This is a genomic window from Allofournierella sp. (assembly GCF_048388525.1).
Classification (GTDB): domain Bacteria; phylum Bacillota; class Clostridia; order Oscillospirales; family Ruminococcaceae; genus BQOK01.
Window position 1 is genome coordinate 111,317 of the sequence record NZ_DBGCTQ010000038.1, and the last position, 21,168, is coordinate 132,484.

Genomic DNA, 21,168 nt, shown 5'->3' on the forward strand with positions numbered 1-21,168 from the left:
TTTTCCGATTTAAAAAACCAAGTAGAAAATCGTCAAGAGAAGTAGTTTGCAGGCAAAAACGGGGCGTGATATACTTAAAATAAATATACCTATGGCAAGGGGGCGGCAGTATGGAACATCCGCAGGGCAGGGGCCGGATCTTCCGCTCCATTTGGCTCAAAGTGGTGGTAACGTTCATCCTTATTTTATTGCCTGTCTATTTTTTGGGCGCGGTGATCTTTCATTGGGCCTATCAGCAGATGCATCAGCAGATCGTCCGCTCTCAAATGGCCCAGCTCAATTTGTACGCCGACACCATCGATGACGAGCTCTCCCGTATCCGCTTGCTGGAATACCACTGCATCAACGACGACGATTTGGTCTATCTGGCAAATGCCTACGACATTATGGATACCTTTGAGCGGTCTCAATATATGCTCCGCGCGCAGCACCGCATGCAGGTGATGAAAAACAGCAGCGTCTGCATCGACCGCGTCGTGCTTCACCTTCCTCATGTCGGCCGCAGCATCGATACCCGCAATGTGGAACCTCTTGCGCCTGATTGGCGCAAGCAGTCCGACCTGCTGGTCTGCTCGCCGCTGTCCGGCCTCACAATGAACGCCGCACACGAGCTTGAAATGAGCATACAATATCCCATCACCCAGCGGGAGGGGCGGGCTCCCTCGCTGGTCATGACGCTCACTCTCTCCAACGCAGAGATCCGGCAATTGCTGCAGGGTTTTGACAGCACGCAGGATACAGGGCTCGTCCTCACCAGCAGAGACAATTGCTTTGTGCTTGAAAAAACAGACCACGAGCTTTTCCTCAGGCCAGCCTTACTGGCTTTGCCCAGCCAGCTCCCCTTCACGGAAGAGATCACTGTGGATGGCCGCCACTTCCAGCGCACGGGCGTTCTTCTTCCCGAAAGCGACCTGGTCCTGATCTCCTTTTCCTCCACGGAATACCTGTTTGGTTTTGGCCGCACCTATTTAATGATGCTGCTCTGCTTCAGTATCATTGCCATTTTGGCCATGGGCGCTTTCGCTTTTTCCGTCCGCCATTTGATCCACAAGCCCATCCAGACCTTGGTCGACTCTTTCAAGCGCATGAAAAGCAATGATTTTGAGGTGCGCATCCACAAAAAGCAGAACGATGAATTTGCCTACCTGTACGAGTCGTTTAACGGGATGATGGATCACCTGCAAAAGCTGATCGGTCAAGTGTACGAGCAGCAGCTGCTCACACAGCGCGCGGAGTTAAAGCAGCTGCAGGCCCAGATCAACCCTCATTTCCTGTACAACGGTTTTTACAACATCTATCGCATGGCCCAGGCAGAGGGCAGCGACAAAATCGCGGAGTTTTCTCAATTATTGAGCGAATACTACCAGTACCTCACCCGCAATGCTGCCGATGTTGTTACCATGCAGCAGGAGATCCGTCACGCAACAACATATCTCAAAATACAACAGATCCGTTTTTCCAACCGTCTTACGATCCACATTGGGCAAGTTCCCGCGGCTTTCGATTTGTTGATGGTGCCGCGCCTCATTCTGCAGCCTTTACTTGAAAACGCTTTTGAGCATGGCCTCAAAAACGTCCTGGAACCCGAACTCTTTATAACTTTTGAAAAGCAAAACAATATTTGGCTGATCCAGGTGGAAGATAACGGAGCGGAACTTGATGAGTTTGAACTTGACGCTCTGCAAAAGAAGCTCAGCAGCACCGATGCAAAGTTGGAAACCACAGCGCTGATCAATATCCACAGGCGCCTGCGCTATCATTTTGGTCCGGAAAGCGGTCTCAGGCTTATCAGAACCCCGGCGGGCGGGCTGCGGGTTCAGCTTCGCATTGTAAAAGGAGAGCAAGATGTATCGACTTCTGATTGTTGATGATGAACCCATTATCGCCGACGGCCTCTACAGCTTGTTTTCCGGTAAAGAGGGCTCTCATCTCGAGGTGCACAAAGCCTATTCCGCTCCTCAGGCCTTGCGCATATTGGATGTTCTGCGAATAGATGTTGTGTTGAGCGATATCAAAATGCCGGGTATGAATGGCATTGAGATGTTGTCTCAGATCCATACCCGCTGGCCCTTTTGCCATGTGATCTTCCTTTCCGGCTACAGTGACTTTGAATATGTCCAGACCGCAATGGAGCTGGGGGCAGATTCATACATCCTTAAAAGCCAAGGCGACGAAGCCGTTTTGGACGCAGTCCAAAAAGCGATGCTTCTTTTGGACCAAGAGCACACCGATACCATTTGGAACAAACAGCTGGAAGAGGAATTGAAGAACGCCCAGCCTTTGCTGTGCAAAGATTTTTTGTGGAAAATCCTGCGCGGCGAGCTCAGCGACCCCATGCAGATGGGGCAGCAGCTCCTAAAGCTGGGGCTTCCTCTCGATCCTAGGACCCCGGTGCTTCTGGTCGGAGGCAGGATCGACCGCATGCTGCCGCAAGCGGGCGATCCTGCCGATATTCCCCTGCTGGAAAAAATCAATGCCGTTTTTACCCGCTACACTTTGGCGGTCGTCAATTCGGCCAGCGTCTATTGGAATCATCGCTACATCATGTGGCTTGTTCAGCCACTGCAGCAGGCTCCGCAAAGCCCGGTAAAGGTGGACGTTTTTCTTTCCGGCATGATGGAACGGGTACAATCCTATTGTCTGGCCGGCTTATCCGCCGAAATTTCCCTGGTCGTCGACCCCACATCCCATCCCTGGGCCAGCCTTCAGGCCAATTTCGAAAAACTGCGTTCCGTGCTGACCTACCAGCTTGGCACGCAGGATGAAATGCTGCTGGGGGGCATCGGTTTTTTTGGCAATGCGCTCCCGGAATCGGTTTTGCCGCAGGATGCCGCCGAGGCTGCATTCAGCAGTTTGGAAAACGCCTTCGAGTACCGGCAAAAAGAAGCGTTTCGCAATGCGCTGGGGCAGTTGTTACAGCTGCTTCTTTTCGGGGGGCAGCCCGGTCAGCGCATTGTCCTGTACCATAAATTGTGTCTGTTTTTCCTGGAGCACATCCATGCGGGCGGTCGCGAAAAAGATTTTTTGAGCACATTCCATGGGTATACCCTGTTTTCGCTCCCCTATGAGCAATGGGAAGAAAAGCTGACGCCGCAATTCAGCGCGATCGGCGACTGGCTTTTTGACGGTGCAGAAGCTTGCCATGCCAAGCGCTTCAGTCAAATGGTCTACACTCTTCACCAGTACATCGCCGGCCATATTTCGCAGGATCTCTCGGTCAACGCACTGGCTGAGCAAGTATATTTAAACCCCGTTTATCTTTCCCGCGCCTATAAACAAGCGACCGGGGAAAATTTGTCTGAATATGTGCTTTGCCGCCGGATGGACAAGGCAAAACAGCTTTTGCGCCAGCCCGACAAAAAGGTCACGGAAATCGGTATCGCGGTTGGGTTTGATTCCGCCGCTCACTTCTCCCGCGTCTTCAAAAAGCATGTGGGTATCTCCCCGCAGGAGTTCCGGGATTCTCTTTGATTTCTTGGCGCTTATCTGCCCCCGCACGCAAAAACGCAGGATTCCTCTCCTCTTCTGCTGTTTGTCCAAAGTTCAAAGCGCAGGTAATTCCCACGAATGTTGGCGGCGTTTTCTAAAAAATAGCGGGAACGCAGTGGAAGCTATTTTTTGGGCTATCTGCTCCGGTTGCCGCTTTAGCGGCGAGGGGCAGAGCCATTTTGAATAAGTTTTTTATTGCGAAGCAATAAAAAATCCAACACAAAAGGGCTGTTGCGATCCTTTCGTTTCGCAACAGCCCTTTTATATGCGTTAAAACCGCTCAGTCGTTGTAGCCGTAAGGGTCCTGCCCAGCGCTTTTGCGCCGCAGGACGAACAGCACCGCGCCCAGAATCACGATCAGCACCGCCGCGCCGCCGATCACCCAGTACAGCCAGCCGGAGGCCCCTCCGCCCTGGGCGGGCTGCGCACTGGGCGCCGGGGTGGCCTGCGGGGCGGTGGTGGGCGCCGGGCTGGCCGTGGGGGCCGGGCTGGGCGAAGCCGTGGGCTTGGGGCTGGCCGTGGGGGCCGGGGTGGCCGTGGCCTTGGGCTTGTCGTAGCTGCGGCCGATGTAGGCCTTAAGGTCGGTCAGGTTGTGGCCGTTGTCCGGGTCAAAACCGCTGGCCTTCAGATCCAGGCCGTTGAACACGTACTTGTCGGCCCCGCGGGTGATGGTCAGGGTGATGTCCTTGCCGTAGATCGCCTGCCAGATAAAGTGCGGCACCGCGATCTCGCTGCCCGCGTCGATGGTCACCTTGCCGCTCGCAACGCTCTGGATGCTGCCCAAAGCCGGGTACCAGTCGAAGGGCTTTGGGGTGGGCGCCGGCGTGGGGCCGGGGGTGGCGGCGGGCTTTTGGGTGGGCGCCGGAGTGGGCGCGGGCGTCAGGGTCTGGCTGGTGCTGCCCGCGGCGGGCTCGTAGTTGGTGTCGCCCGCATAGTTCGCGCTCACCGTGGCCGAGCTCGCGCCCGGCAGGTCGGTCAGATCCAGCGTGAGCGATCCACCTTGAAACACGCCCGTGCCCTCGCGGCTCTCGCTGCCGGCCTGTACCGTTACTCTCACCTTGCCGGTGGGCCAGGCCGCGCTGGTGCTGGCCCGCACGGTGGTCACCGTGACCCGCAGCACCGGCGCTTTGCCGCTTTCGCTTTTGCGCTCCATTGTGATGTTCAACAGGGGGGCTGCCTTTTGAATGTCAAAGGTCTTCGCGACCTCGCCGGTGTAGTTGCCCCCGGCCAGAGCTTTTACCGTCACGGTGGCGGTGCCGGCGTTCACATTGTTGGCATAGGCCAGCTCGTAGTCGCTGGGCCCCAGAAGGTTGCCGTCCGAAACCGTGGGCACGGGCTGTTTTTCCGCGCCGTCATAGGTGTATGCGCCAATGTTCCAGTTCGTGACTATGCTTTCGGTCAAAGCCTTTTTTGCGATGGTCCCTGTGGTGGAAAACGCACCGGCGGGCAGCGTGTAGTTGGTGAGGGGTTTCGTGCCCGTCCCCACTGTTACCTGCACCTCTTTGCCCGTGGCCGCGTTCGCATCTGTAAAAAATTCGGCGGCAGCAGTGTAATCGGTTCCCAAGGTGAGCGAATCGCCGCCCACTAGGCCGCTGAACTGCACGGCCGTGACTGTGGCGTTCGTGGTCCCGTCGTAGGTTTTTTCTTGTATCGTGACGGACTCGACGGTCAGCGGCGCGGGGGTAATTTTTGCGTTCGTGTCGAACGTGCTTTTTCCTAGCTCGTAGTTTTTGGCGGTCCCTCTGTTCGTCAACGTCAGGATCACCCGCACATCTTTGGGGGCATCCGCCGCATTGTAGTCATCGCCCGTAAATTCGGCGCTAACGGTATAGTCCGTATCCTTTTCCAGCGTCTCGCCGTTTTGCAGGCCTGTGAACTGCACGGCCTTTGCGGCGGCCGTCTTTCCGCCGTCGTAGGGCTTATCCCCGGCCCCCGCGGTAAAGGTGAGCTTTGCCGGGGCGATGGTCAGGCTCCCCTTCACTGCGCGGGCAGGCAGGGTGTAAAAGGCCGCTTGGCCACCCGACAGGGAGATCGTCGCGGGCGGGGTATCCTTCTGCGCGCCGGAAGCCGCGCTTTTGGCCGTGCCGGCGGCAGTGCTTTTGAGGGCAGCCGGGTCAGCCGCCGCGGTGACCTGCGGGGTCCCAACGTTTTTATCATTCACGGTCAGGTCGGCTTTCGCGCTCACCGTGTCTCCGCTTTCCAGCCCCGTCAGCGTGAGCGGCACATTTTTAAAAGTAGCGGTCCCATTGTAGGTTACCGTGCCCTGGGGTACAGCGGAAAGCGCTTTTGCCTCCATAGAAATACTCACTGGGCTACTCACAACAGCAGAGCTTCCCCCCGAAGGCGTATATTGGGCCGTAATGGAATTTTGCCCCACTGCCATTCCCTTTTTACTGGTAGTCGTATAGGCCAGCGTCGCCTCATAATTGCTTGCAGAAGCATTCTGCTCTAATTTCGCTTGGCCCAATTCCTCCGTACCGCACATAAAAACGGCCTGCGCATCTGTCGGAACGCTCTCCCCCGCGGCAGGAGTGTATGTGGCCTTCAAGGTGATCGTATCGCCATAAGTATAATTTGTCGTCCCGCCCTCGGCCGTCAGGGTCATCGTCGCCGCCCCCGTGGCAGCGGGGGCGGCCGCGCGGGTACCCGCGCGGGGCGCGGCCGAAGCGCCCAGCAGGGGCGCCGCGCACAGCAGCCCCGCCGCCAGAATGCCGGCCAGCCATTGTTTCCGTTTCATGCAAAAACCTCCTTTGCCCAAAGCCTGCAGCCCGGCGCAGCGCCGGGCAAAAAAGTCATTCTTCTGTCCTTTAAACGACGGGGCCGCCCGTTCCATTGCATCCCGGCGCAAATTTTTCAGTTTTGTAACATTTGGGCACAGCAAAAGCCCCGCCTGGGCGGGGCTTTTGGGGGCTCTGTATTTTGTTCAGCCCTCCGTGTGGGCCGTCTCGGGCTCAGGCCGCGCGGGGGCCGCGGCCGCCTTTTTTTCGGCGCGGGCCGCCATCAGGTTCGCCACGATGGACCCCGAGATATTGTGCCACACGCTGAACAGCGCGCCCGGCACGGTGGCCAGCGCAAGATCCGGGAACACGGTGCCCGCAAGGCTGGTGGCAAGGCCGCTGTTCTGCATGCCCACCTCAATCGAAAGCGCGTTGCACTTGGCGTCGTTCAGTTTCAGCGCCTTGCCCACGCCGTAGCCGCAGGCGTAGCCCAAAAGATTGTGCAGCACCACCACGCCCAGGATCAGCAGGCCGTTGGCAAAAAGCTTCTGCTGGTTTGGGGCCACCACCGCGCCCACAATGGTCACAATGGCCGCCACGCTCACCAGGGGCAGCACCTCCACCGCGGCCTGGGTGAACTTGCCAAAGAACTTGTTCACCACAAAGCCCAGCGCAATGGGCAGGATCACGATCTTCACGATGCTTGTGAACATGCTCACCGGGTCCACGGTCACGGTCTCGTGCAGGTACAGCCAGGTCAGCGCCGGGGTCAGCACCGGCGCCAGCACGGTCGAGCAGGCGGTCATCCCCACCGAAAGCGCCACGTCGCCCTTGGCCAAAAAGGTCATCACGTTCGACGAGGTGCCCCCGGGGCAGGTGCCCACCAGCATCACGCCCACCGCCAGCTCGGGGGGCAGGTTAAACACCTTCACCAGCAAAAAGGCCAGCAGCGGCATGATCACGAACTGGGCCGCCACCCCCACCAGCACGTCCTTGGGCCGGGTGAACACCACTTTAAAGTCCTCCAGCTTCAGGGTCAGCCCCATGCCGAACATGACCACCATCAGCAGGTTGTTCACGCTCACCAGCCTGGTAAAAAAGTTCCAGTCCTTGCCCACCCACAAAAACGAGGCCGGCACAAAAAAGGCCAGTACCGCAACGGCCACCACAATGAACGCCATGTATTTGCCCACAAATCTGCTTACCTTTTTCAATGTTTCCATGATCCTTTTACTCCTCTCTTAAAAGCGCGTTTCGCGCGTTCCTGCAAGCTTATTCCAGCACCGCGCCGGTGTTTGCGCTGCTCACCAGCCGCGCGTAGCGGGCCAGCCATCCCTCGGTGACCTTGGGCGCCGGGGCCTTCCACTGGGCGCGGCGGCGCTCCAGCTCCTCCCCGCTCACCAATAGCTCCAGCCGCCCGGCCGGGATGTCAATCAAAATGCGGTCCCCCTCCTGCACCAGGGCGATCTCGCCGCCCACGGCGGCCTCCGGGCTCACATGCCCGATCGACGCCCCGCGGGACGCGCCGGAAAACCGGCCGTCGGTGATCAGCGCCACCGATTTATCCAGCCCCATGCCCGCCAGTGCGCTGGTGGGGTTGAGCATCTCCCGCATGCCGGGGCCGCCCCTCGGCCCCTCGTAGCGGATCACCACCACGTCGCCCGGCTTTATTTCCCCCGCGTAGATGGCCGCAATGGCCCCCTCCTCGCCGTCGAACACCCGGGCCGGGCCCTCGTGCACCAGCATTTCCGGCGCCACGGCGCTGCGCTTGACAACGCCCCCGTTTTGGGCAATGTTGCCCCACAGCACCGCAATTCCTCCGGTGGGGCTGTAGGGCCGGTCGGTGGGCCGGATGGCACCGGAATCCCGGTTGGCCGCGCCGGCGATATTTTCGCCGATGGTCCTGCCGGTCACGGTGGGCAGCCCGGTGTGCAGAAGGCCCAGCTGGGCCAGTTGGTTCATCACCGCGGGCACACCCCCCGCCGCATACAGATCCTCAATGTGGGTGGGCCCGGCCGGGGCCAGGTGGCAGAAGTTCGGCACCCTGGCGCTCATTTTGTTGATGGTTTCCAGATCCATGGGCACCTTTGCCTCGTGGGCAATGGCCAAAAGATGCAGCACGCTGTTGGTGCTGCAGCCCAGCGCCATATCCGTGGCCAGGGCGTTTTCAAACGCCTCGGGGGTCAGGATGTCCCGCGGGCGCAGGCCCTTTTCCAGCAGCTTCATCACCTGCATGCCGGCGTGCTTTGCCAGCTGCACCCGGGCCGAGTATACCGCCGGGATGGTGCCGTTGCCGGGCAGCGCCATGCCAATGGCCTCGGCCAGGCAGTTCATGCTGTTGGCGGTGTACATGCCTGCGCAGGAGCCGCAGCCCGGGCAGGTGTTTTTGGTGTAGTCGTCCAGGGCGGCCGCGTCAATCAGGCCGCCCTTGTAGCTGCCCACCGCCTCGAACATCTGCGAAAGGCTCACCCGCCGCTCCCCCTGCTTGCCCGCCAGCATGGGCCCGCCGCTGGCCACCACGGCCGGCAGGTTCAGCCGGGCGGCGGCCATCAGCATGCCGGGCACGATCTTGTCGCAGTTGGGCACCAGCACCAGTGCGTCAAACTGGTGCGCGGTGGCCATGGTCTCGATGGAATCGCAGATCAGCTCCCGGCTGGGCAGGCTGTACTTCATGCCCTCGTGCCCCATGGCAATCCCGTCGCACACGCCGATGGCCGGCACCATCACCGGTGTGCCGCCCGCCATGCGCACCCCATCCTTCACGGCCTGGGCGATCTTGTCCAGGTGGGCGTGCCCCGGCACAATCTCGCTGAAGGCGCTCACCACACCCACCAGCGGCCGCTCCAGCTCCTCGTCGGTAAAGCCCAGGGCATAGAACAGGCTGCGGTTGGGGCAGCGCTCCGGCCCCTGTTTCACATTGTCGCTTCTCATGCTGCAAAACTCCCCCAAATGATAAAATAAAAAGGCCTTTGTCTCTTTTATCAAGAGACAAAGGCCTTTAAAAGCGCTCTGCGGTACCACTCTCGTTGCCCCTGCCCAAAGGCAGCAGCCACTCTGCCCCGGTCTCCCCCCTGCGGGTTTTAACCAGGCGGCAGGGTAACGGCTGCCGGCCGGCCGGGCTTACTCGGCGCAAAACGCCTTTCAGTGGGCAGCTCAGAGGTGATGTTCGCCTGGTCCTGAACGCGCTGCCTTGCACCAACCGGCAGCTCTCTGGGCGCTGGACACAGATTACTTTTCCTCTTCAACGCTTTAACGTGTTAACTTTGTGTTGTGATTATTATACCTCGCTTTTGGCGGCTGTCAAGCCCCTCTGCAAAAAATTTTTATCTGCACTTTGCAGCCGGTCCCTTTGCCGCCCCGGCAGCACAAGCGTTTGAAAAGCTCGCCCTAATATTGTATAATATTGGTCATAAAGCCTTTTTATTCTCTATTTGTCATTTCCATTCCATTGCATTTTGCCGCGCGTGCTCACGCGTTCAGCTCGGCAATGTGGGTGATGACGGCCGGTTCCGTTTTTTCCAGCGGCACAAAAATGGTGACCACCGCCAAAAAGTCGCGGGGCGGCCGGGTCACAGAGGTGGCGTTGCACAGGAATTTATAATTGGTTCCGGCAACCAGTTGGGCAGCCACGGCGAACGGCTCGTACTCCACCCCCTGCAGGGTCACGGTCTCCTTAAACAGCTCCGCGTCTTCGGGCTCCAGTGCGCGGAATTTGCTCCAGCCTCCACATAACATAGGGATCCTTCCTTTCCATTCTGATGAAAATGAGCGGGCGCCCCGCCGCGGCCGCGCCGGGAGCCCTTCAAACCTGCAACGGATCCGTTTTTCTGTAATCAGGATACCACGCCGCGCCCGGCCCTTTCAAGCAAATGGCACGAGCCGCCGTTTTTTGGCTTCAAGCGGCCCCCCTTTTCAAAACAAAACCGAGGTGAAACAAAATGACCGTTGCCATCGTGGACGACGATGCCGCCGACTGCCTGCGCAGCGTCGAATGGACCCGCCGCTATTGGGGCGGGCGGGGGGAGCGGGATCCCCTTTATATCCAAACTTTTTCCAGCGGGAACGAGTTTCTTGCAGCGCTGGCTCACGGGCGTTTCTCCCTTGTGCTGCTGGACTGCTGCATGCCCGGCACAGACGGCCTTGCCACCGCGCGGGCGCTGCGCGCCCTGGACGGGGAGGCGGTGGTGATCTTTACCACCGCCAGCTGCGATTATGCGGTGGACGGCTACAGCGTGGAGGCGGCGGGGTATCTGGTAAAGCCCTACTCCTTCGAGGCGTTTGCCCTCGCTCTCGACCGCGCCCGGCCCCGCCTGGTCCGGCAGCGGCCCTTTTTGCTGGTGCCCGCCGCCGGGGGCGAAGCGCAGGTCCTGGTGGAGGAGCTTGTGTACTGCGACGCCGACAAGCATTATTCCCAGCTTCATCTGGCCGGGGCGCGGCCGCTGCGGGTGCGCATCAGCTTTTCCGCCCTGCTGCGCCTGCTGGCGCCCTATCCCCAGTTCCTTTTTTGTTACCGCGGCTGCGCGGTCAACCTGGCCCATGTGCGCAGGGCGGAGGAGCTTGCTTTTTTAATGGACACCGGCGAACGGGTGCCCTTCCGCCGCAAAGAGCGCGCAAAGCTGCTGCGCCAATACGAGGATTATCTGTTTGAAAAAGCAAGGAGGGAACACCCATGACAGCGGCCCGCTGGGGTGAACTGGCGCTCTATGAAATATTCGAGGTATTTCCCTTTGCCCTGCTCACGGCGGCGGCGTTCCGCCGGCAGCTGCGCACGGCAGGGGCGGTGGCGGCAGGCGTTGCCGTCCTGTATCTTTTGGGGCTTCTGCGGCGCTTTGCAGCCCTTGGCGGGGCGCCGGAAACGGCGCTTTCCATCCTGTGGATCGGGGTCTATCTGGCCGTGTGCAAATTCACGGTCCGGGCAAGCCTGCAAAAGCTGCTGTTCATTCTGCTCTCGGTGCTGAATTACGCCAGCCTCAACGCGCTCATTTCCAGTTTTTTGGGGCAGCTGCTGTTTGCCCGGCAGCTGCAGGCCTTCCCCTATTGCTTCGGGGCCAGCGCTGTTTTGTTCCTTTTGTTTCTCGGCACGCTTCCGCCCGCCCTGTGGTTTGCGGTGCGGCGGATCGAGCCGGTCATGCATTCCGGGGAAAACGAGGCGGCGTGCCGCTTTTTGTGGCTGGTGCCCGCTGTTTTTTGTGTGTTTTTCTACTATAGCCTTTATGCCGGCGGCGGCCTGCTCAGCTTTGCGGGCAGCCCTTCCAATTTCCTTTACGCGCTTGCCGTGGGCCTGGGCGGGCTGTTCGTGCTGTTTTTGACCATCCGCATGCTGGAGCAAAGCGAGCTGGCGCTGCACCTGCGCACCGAAAATTACCAGCTCGCGCTGCAATCCCTCCGCTTTCAGTCCCTGCAGACCCGCATGGAGGAGACGCGCCGCGCCCGGCATGACCTGCGCCAGTGCGCGGCGCTGCTGGAGGCGTACCTCCGCACCGGCGACACGGCGGGCCTGGAGCGCTTTGTGCAGCAATACCTTCGTGCCATGCCGCCGGACCTGCCCCTGGTCTTCACCCATCACCCCGCGCTGAACGCGCTGCTCACCTATTATGCCGGGCTTGCCGCGGCCCAGGGCGCCACATTGGACGCGCAGGTGGATTATCCGCTGCCCGGCCCTTTGCCGGATCCCGATCTGGCAATGCTGTTCGGCAACCTTTTGGAGAATGCAGTGGAGGCCTGTGCCCGGCAAACAGGCTGCGGGTGCATCCATCTCACCGTTCGGCGCGAACAGGCGGCCCTGGTCATTCTGGCCGACAACCCCTGCCCTGTACCCCCTGTGCCCCAGGGGGACCACTTCCGTTCTTCCAAGCGGGAGGGCGAGGGGATCGGCGTGCTCTCTATCCGGCGCATTGCCGGGCAGTACGGCGGCACGGCGCGGTTCGAGCACCGGGAGGGGCGGTTTTGGGTCTCGGTGCTGCTGAACCCCTGAGCCCGCTTTGGGGGCGGGGGCGGAGCGCAGCTTTTCATACGATCTGCGTCGCCTGTCCAAAAGGGGCTGGCGCGCCGCGCAGGTTTGGGGTAAAATAAAAAACAGCCTCCGCTTCGCTGCGGCGCAATAAAAACTTTGCCCTTTTGCCGAAAGGAGCCGCTGCCATGAATGTTTCGCCTCTCCCCCGGGAATTCCACACCGGCCTTTGCTTTGACGCTTACAAATACCTGGGCGCCCGCCCCCACCGGGAGGCCGGGCAGCAGGGCTGGGCGTTCCGCATCTGGGCGCCCGGTGCGGTGCGGGTGCAGGTCTGCGGCGATTTCAACGGCTGGCAGGGCGCGGATCTCGCGCGGGATGCCGCAGGCGTGTGGAGCGGCTTTGTGCCCGGTGCGGTGCAGGGTCAATATTACAAGTACAATCTCCAGGGCAAAAGCGGCGGCTGGGCGCTGCATACCGACCCCTACGGCGTTTACACCGAGCTGCGGCCCGGTAGCGCCAGCGTGCTGTGGGACCTGGGCGCCCTTTCTTTTTCCGACGGCGAATGGCTGGCGCGCCGCGGCCAGCGGTACGACGCGCCGCTGAACATCTACGAGCTGCACGCGGGCAGCTGGAAGCGCCACCCGGGCGGCCGCTGGTACACCTACCGGGAGCTGGCGGCGGCGCTGATTCCCTGGCTGCAGCGCCACCACTATAATTTTGTAGAGCTGCTGCCCCTGGCCGAACACCCCTTCGACGGCAGCTGGGGGTACCAGGTTACGGGCTATTTTTCCCTCACCAGCCGCTACGGCACGCCGGCGGATTTTGCCGCTTTTGTGGATGCCTGCCACGCGGCGGGCATTGGGGTGCTGATGGATTTTGTGCCGGTGCACTTTGCAGTGAACGGCGACGCGCTTGCAAACCTGGACGGCGGGCCGCTGTATGAATACGACAGCGACGTGGGCCGCAGCGAGTGGGGCAGCTGCAATTTTAACCTTTACCGGGGCGAGGTGCGCAGCTTTTTGGCCAGCGCGGCCGCCTTCTGGCTGGATGTGTATCACTGCGACGGCCTGCGCATGGACGCAGTGAGCCGCGCGCTCTACTGGCAGGGCGACAGCGCCCGCGGCATAAACCAGGGCGCGGTGGAGTTTTTGCAGGCCATGAACGAGGGCCTGCACGCCCGCTGGCCCGGCGCCATTCTGGCCGCGGAAGACAGCACCAACTTTTTAAAGGTGACCGCCCCCGTGCGCTACGGCGGCCTTGGCTTTGACTACAAGTGGGATATGGGCTGGATGCACGACACGCTGGATTATTTTTCCACCCCCTTTGCCGAGCGCCCCGCCCATTACCACAAGCTCACCTTTTCCATGGCTTATTTTTACAGCGAACTCTATCTGCTGGCTCTCAGCCACGACGAGGTGGTGCACGGCAAGCGCACCATTCTGGATCGGATGTGGGGCGAATACGAGGAAAAATTCGCCCAGGCCCGCCTTTTGTATTTTTACATGTACATGCACCCCGGCAAAAAGCTGAATTTTATGGGGGGCGAGCTGGGGCATTTCCGCGAGTGGGACGAAGCCCGTGAGCTGGACTGGTGTTTGCTGGACTATCCGCTCCATCGGGCCCTTGGCGCCCTGATCGCCCGGCTGGGCGAGGTGTATGGGCAGCTGGGCGAACTGCACGCGGGCGAATATCACCCCGAGCGGTTTGAGTGGGTCACCAGCCAGGCCCAAACCGAGGGTGTATACGCCTTTTTGCGCCGCGGCGCGGGCGGCAGCCGTCTGTTGGTGGTTCTGAACACCCAGAACACCGCCTACCCGGCCTACCCTTTTTATCTGGCCCAGGGCTGCAAAGCCGTGCCCCTGCTGTGCACCGGCGACGCCGCGTTCGGCGGCTGCGCACCATGCCCCGCCCTGCGCCTTGCCCAGCCTGGCGGCGCAATGGGCAAAGCCTGCACTCTGCGCCTGGACCTTGCCCCGCTCACCGGGTATTTGTACCGGCTGGAATAACCTCGCTTTGCCGCGGCCGCGCGCATTCCGCTTTTGCGGTGTGCATGCGGCCGCTTTTGTTCCCTCCTGCCGCGGTGTTCCCAAAAAATCATTTGAACTTCAAAACAGCTTGACAAATGCAGCCGGCCGCGCTAAAATCAGTTTGTTTGAACTTCAAAACTTCATACAGCAGGGAGGCGATTCAAACCATGACCCCAGCGGAACAAAAAATCAACCACTTTTTGGTGGATGTTTTCAACGACGTGCTGCACCTGGAAGAGGACAGCATTGCCAAAGGCCCTTATAAAAACCTTTCCGTCAGCGAGATGCACGTGCTGGAGGCGGTGCAAAACGGCGAGCGGGCCGAAACCATGAGCGAGCTTGCGGCCCGTCTGCGGGTCACAGCCAGCACCCTGACCGTCGCGGTAAAGACCCTGGAACAAAAAGGCTTCCTTCTGCGCCTGCGCGACAGCGCCGACAAGCGCAAGGTCACCGTGCAGCTGACCGGCATGGCCGAGGGCGCGCTCGCCTGCCACGCTGCGTTCCACAAGCGGCTCATCGAGCAGGTGAGCGCCCGGCTGACCGAGCAGCAGATGGAGGCTCTGGCAAACATGCTCTCGACCCTCCACACCTTTTTCACCGCGCTGTAAGCGCCCGCCCCGGCGGCGGGCTGCACCGATTCAGCCCGCTCCGGTTTTTTGCGGCGCGGGCGCCCCAAAAGGAGATTTTGCTTATGATCCGCATTCTGACCGATTCCACCGCCGACATCCTGCCTCACGAGGCCGCCCGCCTGAACCTGGAACTGGTGCCGCTGCAGGTGAGCTTTGAAAACGGCGAGACCTGCCGCGACGGGCTGGACCTGACCCCCGACGAATTTTACGCAAGGCTGGTGCAGTGCGGCAAGCTGCCCACCACCAGCCAGCCCAGCCCCGAGCTGTTTTTGGAGCACTTCGAGGCCGCGCGCGCCGCGGGCGACGAAATCATTGCCATTCTGCTTTCCAGCCAGATCAGCGGCACCTATCAGTCCGCCCAGATCGCCGCCGAGACCTGCGGGTACGGCAAGATCTACCTGGTCGACAGCCAGAACGCCACGTTGGGTGAGCAGCTGCTGGTGCGGCTGGCCCTGCGCCTGCGCGCCGAAGGCGCCCCGGCCGGGCAGATCGTGGAAACCCTGGAGCGGGAAAAACACAAAATCCGGCTCATCGCCGTGGTGGACGACCTGAAGTATTTCCGCAAAGGCGGCCGCCTTTCCGGTGCCGAGGCCTTTGCAGGCAGCCTTCTGGGCATCAAGCCGGTGGTGGCCGTGCAGGGGGGCAAGGTGGGCCTTGTGGGCAAGGCCCGGGGCATGCCCGGCGCCTACGTGGCGCTGTTCAAGCTGATGGACGCCCAGGGCGGCCTGGACGAGGGCTGCGAGTACCTGATCGGCTACACCGCCCATCGCCGTGCCGCCGAGCCGCTTCACCGCTATCTCACGGGCAATCTGGGCCTGCCCGCGCCGCAGGTGTATCACATCGGCACGGTCATCGGCACCCATGCGGGGCCCGGGGCGGCGGGCATCGCCTTTTTTGCAAAAGAATCCCCTGCGCATGAAGCGTAACATTGTGTATTCATAAAAAGGAACGGGGCGTTTGTCCCGTTCCTTTTTTCCGCGGGGTTCAGCGCGCCGGCGTGCAGTTGCTCTGCGCCGGCGCGTCGGCCGCTTCCAGCTTTAAAAGGTCACCGGCCGCCGCCCCCGCCTGGGGCGCAGCCGCCGGGCGGCTGTGGGTTCTCTTTGTCCCCGTTTTGTGGTACGATAAAACGCAAAGGAGGTGCCTGCCATGAAAAAAGCTGCGCGCATTGCGGGCTGGGTCCTGTTCGCGCTCTACCTTGCGGCGCTGCTTCGCCTCACGGTCTTCCGCCCGGGGCGCATGACCGCGCCGGCGCTCAACCTTATCCCCTTTGCCGAATGGGGGCGTACCCTTGCCCAGGAGGGGCCCGTGCGCTTTTGTTACCTGTTTTTTGGAAACATCGTCTGGTTCATGCCGCTGGGCTGGGCCCTGGCCGCCCGGGGGGTGCGGCTGCGGTGGGCCGCGCTGGCAGGGTTTGGCCTGTCGTTTGGGATCGAGCTGGGTCAATTTTTGCTGCGCACCGGCGTCAGCGAGGTGGACGACCTTTTGCTGAACACCCTCGGCGCCGTGCTCGGCTGGTGCGCTGCGGCGCTGTGGCGCCGCTGGCGGCTGGGCCGCGCGCTTAGCCGCCTGCGCCGCAGCCGCTGGCGCTGGCTGTTCGGCGCGGTCTGTCTGGCCGCCCTGGCCGCGGCGCTTGTGCTGTGCAAAGCGGTTCGGCCAAACCTGCTGTTCGCCCGTCAGTGGCCGGTCAAAGGGGTGGATGTTTCGGAATACCAGGGCAGGATCGATTGGCCTGTCCTTGCCCGCCAGTCCATCTGCTTCGCATTTATAAAAGCCACCGAGGGCAGCTCCTCTGCCGACCCCGCCTTTGCGCACAACCGCCGCGGGGCTGCTGAAGCGGGGATCGCCGTGGGGGCCTACCATTTTTTCAGCTTCGATTCCCCCGGCGCCACACAGGCCGAAAACTTTCTTGCCGCGCTGGGCGGCCAGGCAGACGCTTTGCCCCCGGTGGTGGATGTAGAGCTTTACGGCAGCTATGTCTTTTCCCCAAAACCTGCCGGCGAGGTGCGGCGCGAACTGCGCGTGCTGCTGGCCGCGCTGGAAGGCGCCACCGGCCGCAAACCCATCCTGTATGCCACCGGGCGGGCCCGGCGTCTGTACCTCGCCCAGGGCTTCGGGCAATATCCGCTTTGGCTGCGCAGTGTGTACCTGCCCCCCGCCGGGGAATGGCTGTTCTGGCAATACACCGACCGGGGCCGCCTTCCCGGGTACAGCGGGCCGGAGCGCTTCATCGACCTGAACGCCTTTTGCGGCGGAGAACAGGCCTGGGCACAATTTTTAGCCGCGGGCGCCGCCTGATCCGGCACCTGCCCCGGAGGCTTCAAGCTCCAACCTCTCCTGCACAAAACGGGGCCGCATCTGAAAAGATGCGGCCCCGTTTTGTGCATTTGCCGAAAAACAATTATTTTTCGCTGTTGCCGCGGCGCTTGCGCTCGCCCTCGATCAGGCGGGCCGCCACCTCTTCCACCTGCTCGGCCATCTCGAAGCCCTCGGCCAGCTTGCTCTCCTCCATGCCCGCGTAGGCAGGTTCGCCCTTGAAGGCCATTTTCAGCATGATGGGGGTGAACACGGCGCAGCACACCACCAAAATAATGATGGGGCCGAAAAAGATGGGGTTGATGATGTTCATGGCCATGCCCTTGTTGGCCACGATCAGCGCCACCTCGCCCCGGCAGGCCATGCCGCAGCCAATCTGCACGCACTGGCGGCCCTTAAAGCCGAAGATCTTCGCGCCCAGGCCGCAGCCGATGAGCTTGGAGCCGATGCCCACCACCACCAGCATCACCGTGAACATCACAATAAACGCGTCCATTTTGGGCAGCTCCACCTTCAGGCCCAGGTTCGCAAAGAACACGGGGGTGAGCAGCAGGTAGGCCAGGGGGTTAAACTTGCTGGCCGTGTAAGCGCCCTTGGGGGTGGTGGTCACAATCAGGCCCGCGGCAAACGCGCCGATGATGTCGGCCACGCCGAACCACTCCTCGGCCGCCCATGCCATAAACAGGCACAGCACAAAGGCAAAAATGGGGTAGCGGCGCAGGTTGCGGTCCCGCACCTGGGTCTCGTACCAGGTCAGGCCCTTGCTCACCACAAAGAACATCACGCCCACAAACACAAAGAACAGCACAATCTTCAGCAGCACGATGCCGATGTTCACCTGGGCGCCCGCAAGGCTGGTCACAACGGTCAGGCACACAAGGCCCAGCACATCGTCGATCAGGGCGGCCGCCAAAATGGTGTTGCCCACCTTGGTGGACAATTTCCCCAATTCCTTCAGGGTCTCCACGGTAATGCTCACCGAGGTTGCGGTAAGCACGGTGCCCAAAAACAGATCCTGCAGCAGCTTGTTGCCGGGCAGGGCCAGCTCACCGGTGTTGAAGAACACCATCAGCAGGGTGCCCAGCCCCAGGGGGATCAAAACGCCCGCCATGGCCACCACAAAACCGGCCTTGCCGGTCTGTTTGAGCTCGTTGATGTCGGTGCCCATGCCCGCGCTGAACATAATCACGATCACGCCCAGCTCGGCCACCTGGCTCAAAAAGTCGCTGGGCTGGATGAAGCCCAGCGCCGCCGGCCCCATCAAAAGGCCCGCCAGCAGCGCCCCCACCACCTGGGGCATCTGCAGCTTGCCGGTCAGCATGCTCAGGGCTTTGGTGGCCAGCAGGATCAGCGCCACATCAATTAAATATCTATAAGACATGCTCTTTCTCCTCTTTCCTCTCTCTTCCATTTCTTGCCCGGAAACGTTTCGCACAATCTTGTATTATACACACTTTGTTCACAAACAGCAAGCGGGAAAGCGGAGATGGGCTTGACAAATTTCACCTTTTATTTGCCTTTTCGGCGCGCAGCTTTCTGCCGCAAAAACAGAAAAGCTTCCCCGGCCTTGGCCGGGCTCTCGAACCCTCGCTTGGGCACGATCAGGATCATGTTGGTCTGGAACAGCAAAAACAGATACTGCCCGTCCTGCCCTGCCTCGGCAAGCTGGGAATAAGGCACATAGCTGCACCGGGCGCCGCCTGTGTGGGTAAAGCCGTTTTGCCCCGCCACCAGCCAGCCCGGCTCGGTCAGGCGCACGGCCTGTTCGCTCTCCACAATGCGGCGCACCGCGCTTTTCAGCATAAAGGGGGCCCGGCTCAGCGCCGCCGCGCCCATAATCGCCCCCAGCCCCAGCATCATGGCGCTGTAGCCCCAGTCGCCCCGCACACCGCTCAAAACGCCCAGCGCCAGGCACAACACCGTCATGGCCTGGGTCAGCCGCACCGCGCGCCGGGCGGGCACGACCCCGCGGTTCGCGGCGTATACCGCGCCGAACAATTCCTGGGGCCGCAGCCGGATGGGCGCGGCAAACACCGCCTGTTCCCCCTGGGGCAGCGGCGGCTGCGGGGGCAGGGGCTCCTCGGGCGCAGTGCCCGCCAGCAATTCCGCCTGCCGGCGCAGCAGCTCCGCCTTGGCCAGCGCCGCGCACCGCCGGGCCTCATCCGCCGCGCGCCGCATGGCCTCTCTGTCTTCAAACAGCCGGGCGGGCAGGCCAAAGCTGCGCTTTTTGCCATGGGTGTACACAAGCACCCCCGCCGCACACACCAGCGCATCGTCGATCACCGAGGGGTCGCTGGCCATCTGGGCGCCGCCCTGGCACACCAGCAGCTGATCCTCCCGCAGGGCCACATGCCAGGGCCCGAACACCTCCGGCTGCAGGCGCGCCGCCCGCTTAACCGCGCGCCGCGCCAGGTTCTGCGGCCAGCTGCACCACAGTGCCCAGAACGCCAGCCCCAGCATAACCAGCGCCAAAACGCCATACACCAGCAAAATGCCCGCGTGCCACGCGTGCCCCCCCTGCCAAAAGCCGTGGGGGCGGCCCAGCCGCACGCCCTGCATCGCCAGCCAAAAGGCAAATACGGCGCTCAGCCCCGCCACCACCCACAGCAGCACGCCCGAAACGCGGCTGCGCCGGTACTGCTCGGCGGCAAAGGCCTGCATGTCCTCTTTTGTATATGTATAATCCCATTCCATGACCGTAGCTCCTTTTCCTTCCGCAGGAATCCCCGCGGCAAACGCCGCGGGCCGGGCCTGCTCACAGTTCCTTTTCAAACGCCTTCTGCACAGCCAGCAGCACCCCCGCACGGCTGGCTGCAAAATTCAGGCCGCCCTGCAGGTACACGGTATAAGGCGCGCGCATGGGCCCGTCGCACGAGAGCTCGATGCTGCTGCCCTCGGTAAACGCGCCCGCCGCCATAATCACCTCGTTGGCATAGCCTGCCATGGCGTAGGGCTCGGGCCGCACAAAGCTGTCCACCGGGCTGCCCCGCTGGATCCCCTGGCAGAACGCCACCAGCGCCTCGGGGCTGCCCGCCTCGAAGCTGGTAATGATATCGTTCCGGGGCGCGGTGTAGCGGGGGGTGGGCTCCTTGCCCAGCAGCTCCAAAAGGCAGCTGGAATAGATGCTGGTCTTTACCGCCTCGGCGGTGACCCCCGGCGCATAGTAAAGCCCCAGATACAGCTGGCGCAGGGTGTCCAGCGTGCAGCCCAGCTCCCGGCCGGTGCCGGGGGCGGTGAGCCGGTGGCCGCAGCGTTCCACCAAATCCGCCCGGCCTGCAATGTAGCCGCCGGTGGGCGCAATGCCGCCGCCGCCGTTTTTGATCAGGCTGCCCACCATCAGGTCAGCCCCCGCGCTCACCGGCTCGGCGGTCTGGGTAAATTCGCCGTAGCAGTTGTCCACCATCACCAGGATTTCGGGGTTCGCCTGTTTTGCGGTGCGCGCCACCTTGCCAATGGTTTCCAGGTCAAAGGCCGCCCGGCTGGAATAGCCGCGGCTGCGCTGGATGTGGCACACCCTGGCCTCTCTCGCCTTCTGCGCGATCAGTTCATAGTCCGGCAGGCCGCCATCCCTCAGCGGGGCTTCGTCGTATTTCACTCCAAATTCGGCAAGGCTGCCGCAGCCCTTCCCCGCGCCGTCGATGCCAATGACCCCTTCCAGCGTGTCGTAGGGGCGGCCGGTGGCGGCCAGCAGGGTGTCGCCCGCCCGCAGCAGGCCGAACAGGGCCACCGTCAGGGCATGCGTGCCCGACAAAAAGTGCGGGCGGCACAGCGCGTCCTCCGCGCCCACCGCCTGGGCGAACACCCGATCCAGCTTGTCGCGGCCCGCGTCGTCGTACCCGTAGCCGGTGGTTCCCGCCAGATGGGTGGCGGCCACCCGGTTTTCAGTAAAGGCTTTCAGCATCTTGACCTGGTTGTAATCCCGGATGGCGTCGATCTTTTCAAACTCCGGGCGGCAAAGTCCCATGGCTTTTTGGTCCAGCTCCAGCAGCCGGGCAGAGAAATCATAAAATTGTTCCAGCATTTTTTTATTCCTTTTCTTC

At 61.6% G+C, this 21,168-nt stretch carries 15 protein-coding genes; 8 read left to right on the forward strand and 7 right to left on the reverse strand.

Going from position 1 to position 21,168, the window contains the following annotated elements:
- Positions 1-110 precede the first annotated feature (110 nt).
- Positions 111-1,868 (forward strand): sensor histidine kinase, encoded by a 1,758-nt coding sequence (locus ACMLHZ_RS04115; protein ID WP_418666531.1) that lies wholly within the window; start codon positions 111-113, stop codon positions 1,866-1,868.
- On the forward strand, positions 1,846-3,471 hold the full coding sequence (locus ACMLHZ_RS04120) for a response regulator (protein WP_418666532.1): 1,626 nt from the start codon (positions 1,846-1,848) through the stop codon (positions 3,469-3,471). Before ACMLHZ_RS04115 ends, ACMLHZ_RS04120 begins: the two co-directional genes overlap by 23 nt.
- A 298-nt stretch (positions 3,472-3,769) precedes the next feature.
- Here the strand turns inward: ACMLHZ_RS04120 and ACMLHZ_RS04125 are convergent, their stop codons facing one another.
- The 4 genes from ACMLHZ_RS04125 to ACMLHZ_RS04140 all read right to left on the reverse strand — a co-directional run bounded on the left by ACMLHZ_RS04125 (position 3,770) and on the right by ACMLHZ_RS04140 (position 9,941).
- The gene (locus tag ACMLHZ_RS04125; RefSeq protein ID WP_418666533.1) at positions 3,770-6,226 is read right to left on the reverse strand and encodes a YDG domain-containing protein; all 2,457 of its coding nucleotides are present in this window, start codon (positions 6,224-6,226) and stop codon (positions 3,770-3,772) included.
- 186 nt (positions 6,227-6,412) lie between these two features.
- Positions 6,413-7,429 (reverse strand): bile acid:sodium symporter family protein, encoded by a 1,017-nt coding sequence (locus ACMLHZ_RS04130; protein WP_418666534.1) that lies wholly within the window; start codon positions 7,427-7,429, stop codon positions 6,413-6,415.
- Positions 7,430-7,478: 49 nt separating this feature from the next.
- Positions 7,479-9,137, reverse strand: coding sequence for a dihydroxy-acid dehydratase (gene ilvD, locus ACMLHZ_RS04135; protein WP_418666535.1), 1,659 nt, complete (start codon positions 9,135-9,137; stop codon positions 7,479-7,481).
- A 537-nt stretch (positions 9,138-9,674) separates the two neighbouring features.
- The gene (locus ACMLHZ_RS04140) at positions 9,675-9,941 is read right to left on the reverse strand and encodes a hypothetical protein (RefSeq protein WP_418666536.1); all 267 of its coding nucleotides are present in this window, start codon (positions 9,939-9,941) and stop codon (positions 9,675-9,677) included.
- A 203-nt stretch (positions 9,942-10,144) separates the two neighbouring features.
- On the opposite strand from ACMLHZ_RS04140, the gene ACMLHZ_RS04145 reads away from it, so the two are divergent.
- From ACMLHZ_RS04145 to ACMLHZ_RS04170, 6 genes are all read left to right on the forward strand, one after another.
- Positions 10,145-10,879: a LytR/AlgR family response regulator transcription factor gene (locus tag ACMLHZ_RS04145; protein ID WP_418666537.1), complete on the forward strand. Its 735-nt coding sequence runs from the start codon at positions 10,145-10,147 to the stop codon at positions 10,877-10,879.
- Positions 10,876-12,180: a GHKL domain-containing protein gene (locus ACMLHZ_RS04150; RefSeq protein ID WP_418666538.1), complete on the forward strand. Its 1,305-nt coding sequence runs from the start codon at positions 10,876-10,878 to the stop codon at positions 12,178-12,180. Before ACMLHZ_RS04145 ends, ACMLHZ_RS04150 begins: the two co-directional genes overlap by 4 nt.
- Positions 12,181-12,344: 164 nt before the next feature.
- On the forward strand, positions 12,345-14,165 hold the full coding sequence (gene glgB / locus ACMLHZ_RS04155; RefSeq protein ID WP_418666539.1) for a 1,4-alpha-glucan branching protein GlgB: 1,821 nt from the start codon (positions 12,345-12,347) through the stop codon (positions 14,163-14,165).
- A gap of 188 nt (positions 14,166-14,353) precedes the next feature.
- The gene (locus ACMLHZ_RS04160; RefSeq protein WP_418666540.1) at positions 14,354-14,794 is read left to right on the forward strand and encodes a MarR family winged helix-turn-helix transcriptional regulator; all 441 of its coding nucleotides are present in this window, start codon (positions 14,354-14,356) and stop codon (positions 14,792-14,794) included.
- A gap of 83 nt (positions 14,795-14,877) precedes the next feature.
- The gene (locus ACMLHZ_RS04165) at positions 14,878-15,741 is read left to right on the forward strand and encodes a DegV family protein (RefSeq protein WP_418666541.1); all 864 of its coding nucleotides are present in this window, start codon (positions 14,878-14,880) and stop codon (positions 15,739-15,741) included.
- Positions 15,742-15,961: 220 nt separating this feature from the next.
- A complete protein-coding gene (locus ACMLHZ_RS04170; protein WP_418666542.1) occupies positions 15,962-17,110 on the forward strand; it encodes a GH25 family lysozyme in 1,149 nt (382 codons plus the stop codon).
- Between the two features lie 103 nt (positions 17,111-17,213).
- On the opposite strand, the gene ACMLHZ_RS04175 is transcribed toward ACMLHZ_RS04170, so the two are convergent.
- The 3 genes from ACMLHZ_RS04175 to ACMLHZ_RS04185 all read right to left on the reverse strand — a co-directional run bounded on the left by ACMLHZ_RS04175 (position 17,214) and on the right by ACMLHZ_RS04185 (position 21,149).
- Positions 17,214-18,509, reverse strand: a complete 1,296-nt coding sequence (locus tag ACMLHZ_RS04175; protein ID WP_418666543.1) for a cation:proton antiporter — start codon at positions 18,507-18,509, stop codon at positions 17,214-17,216.
- Between the two features lie 128 nt (positions 18,510-18,637).
- Positions 18,638-19,822 carry a YcxB family protein gene (locus ACMLHZ_RS04180; protein ID WP_418666544.1) on the reverse strand — a complete coding sequence of 395 codons (1,185 nt, stop codon included), beginning with the start codon at positions 19,820-19,822 and terminating at the stop codon, positions 18,638-18,640.
- 61 nt (positions 19,823-19,883) lie between these two features.
- On the reverse strand, positions 19,884-21,149 hold the full coding sequence (locus tag ACMLHZ_RS04185) for an aminotransferase class I/II-fold pyridoxal phosphate-dependent enzyme (RefSeq protein WP_418666545.1): 1,266 nt from the start codon (positions 21,147-21,149) through the stop codon (positions 19,884-19,886).
- Between the last annotated feature and the right edge of the window lie 19 nt (positions 21,150-21,168).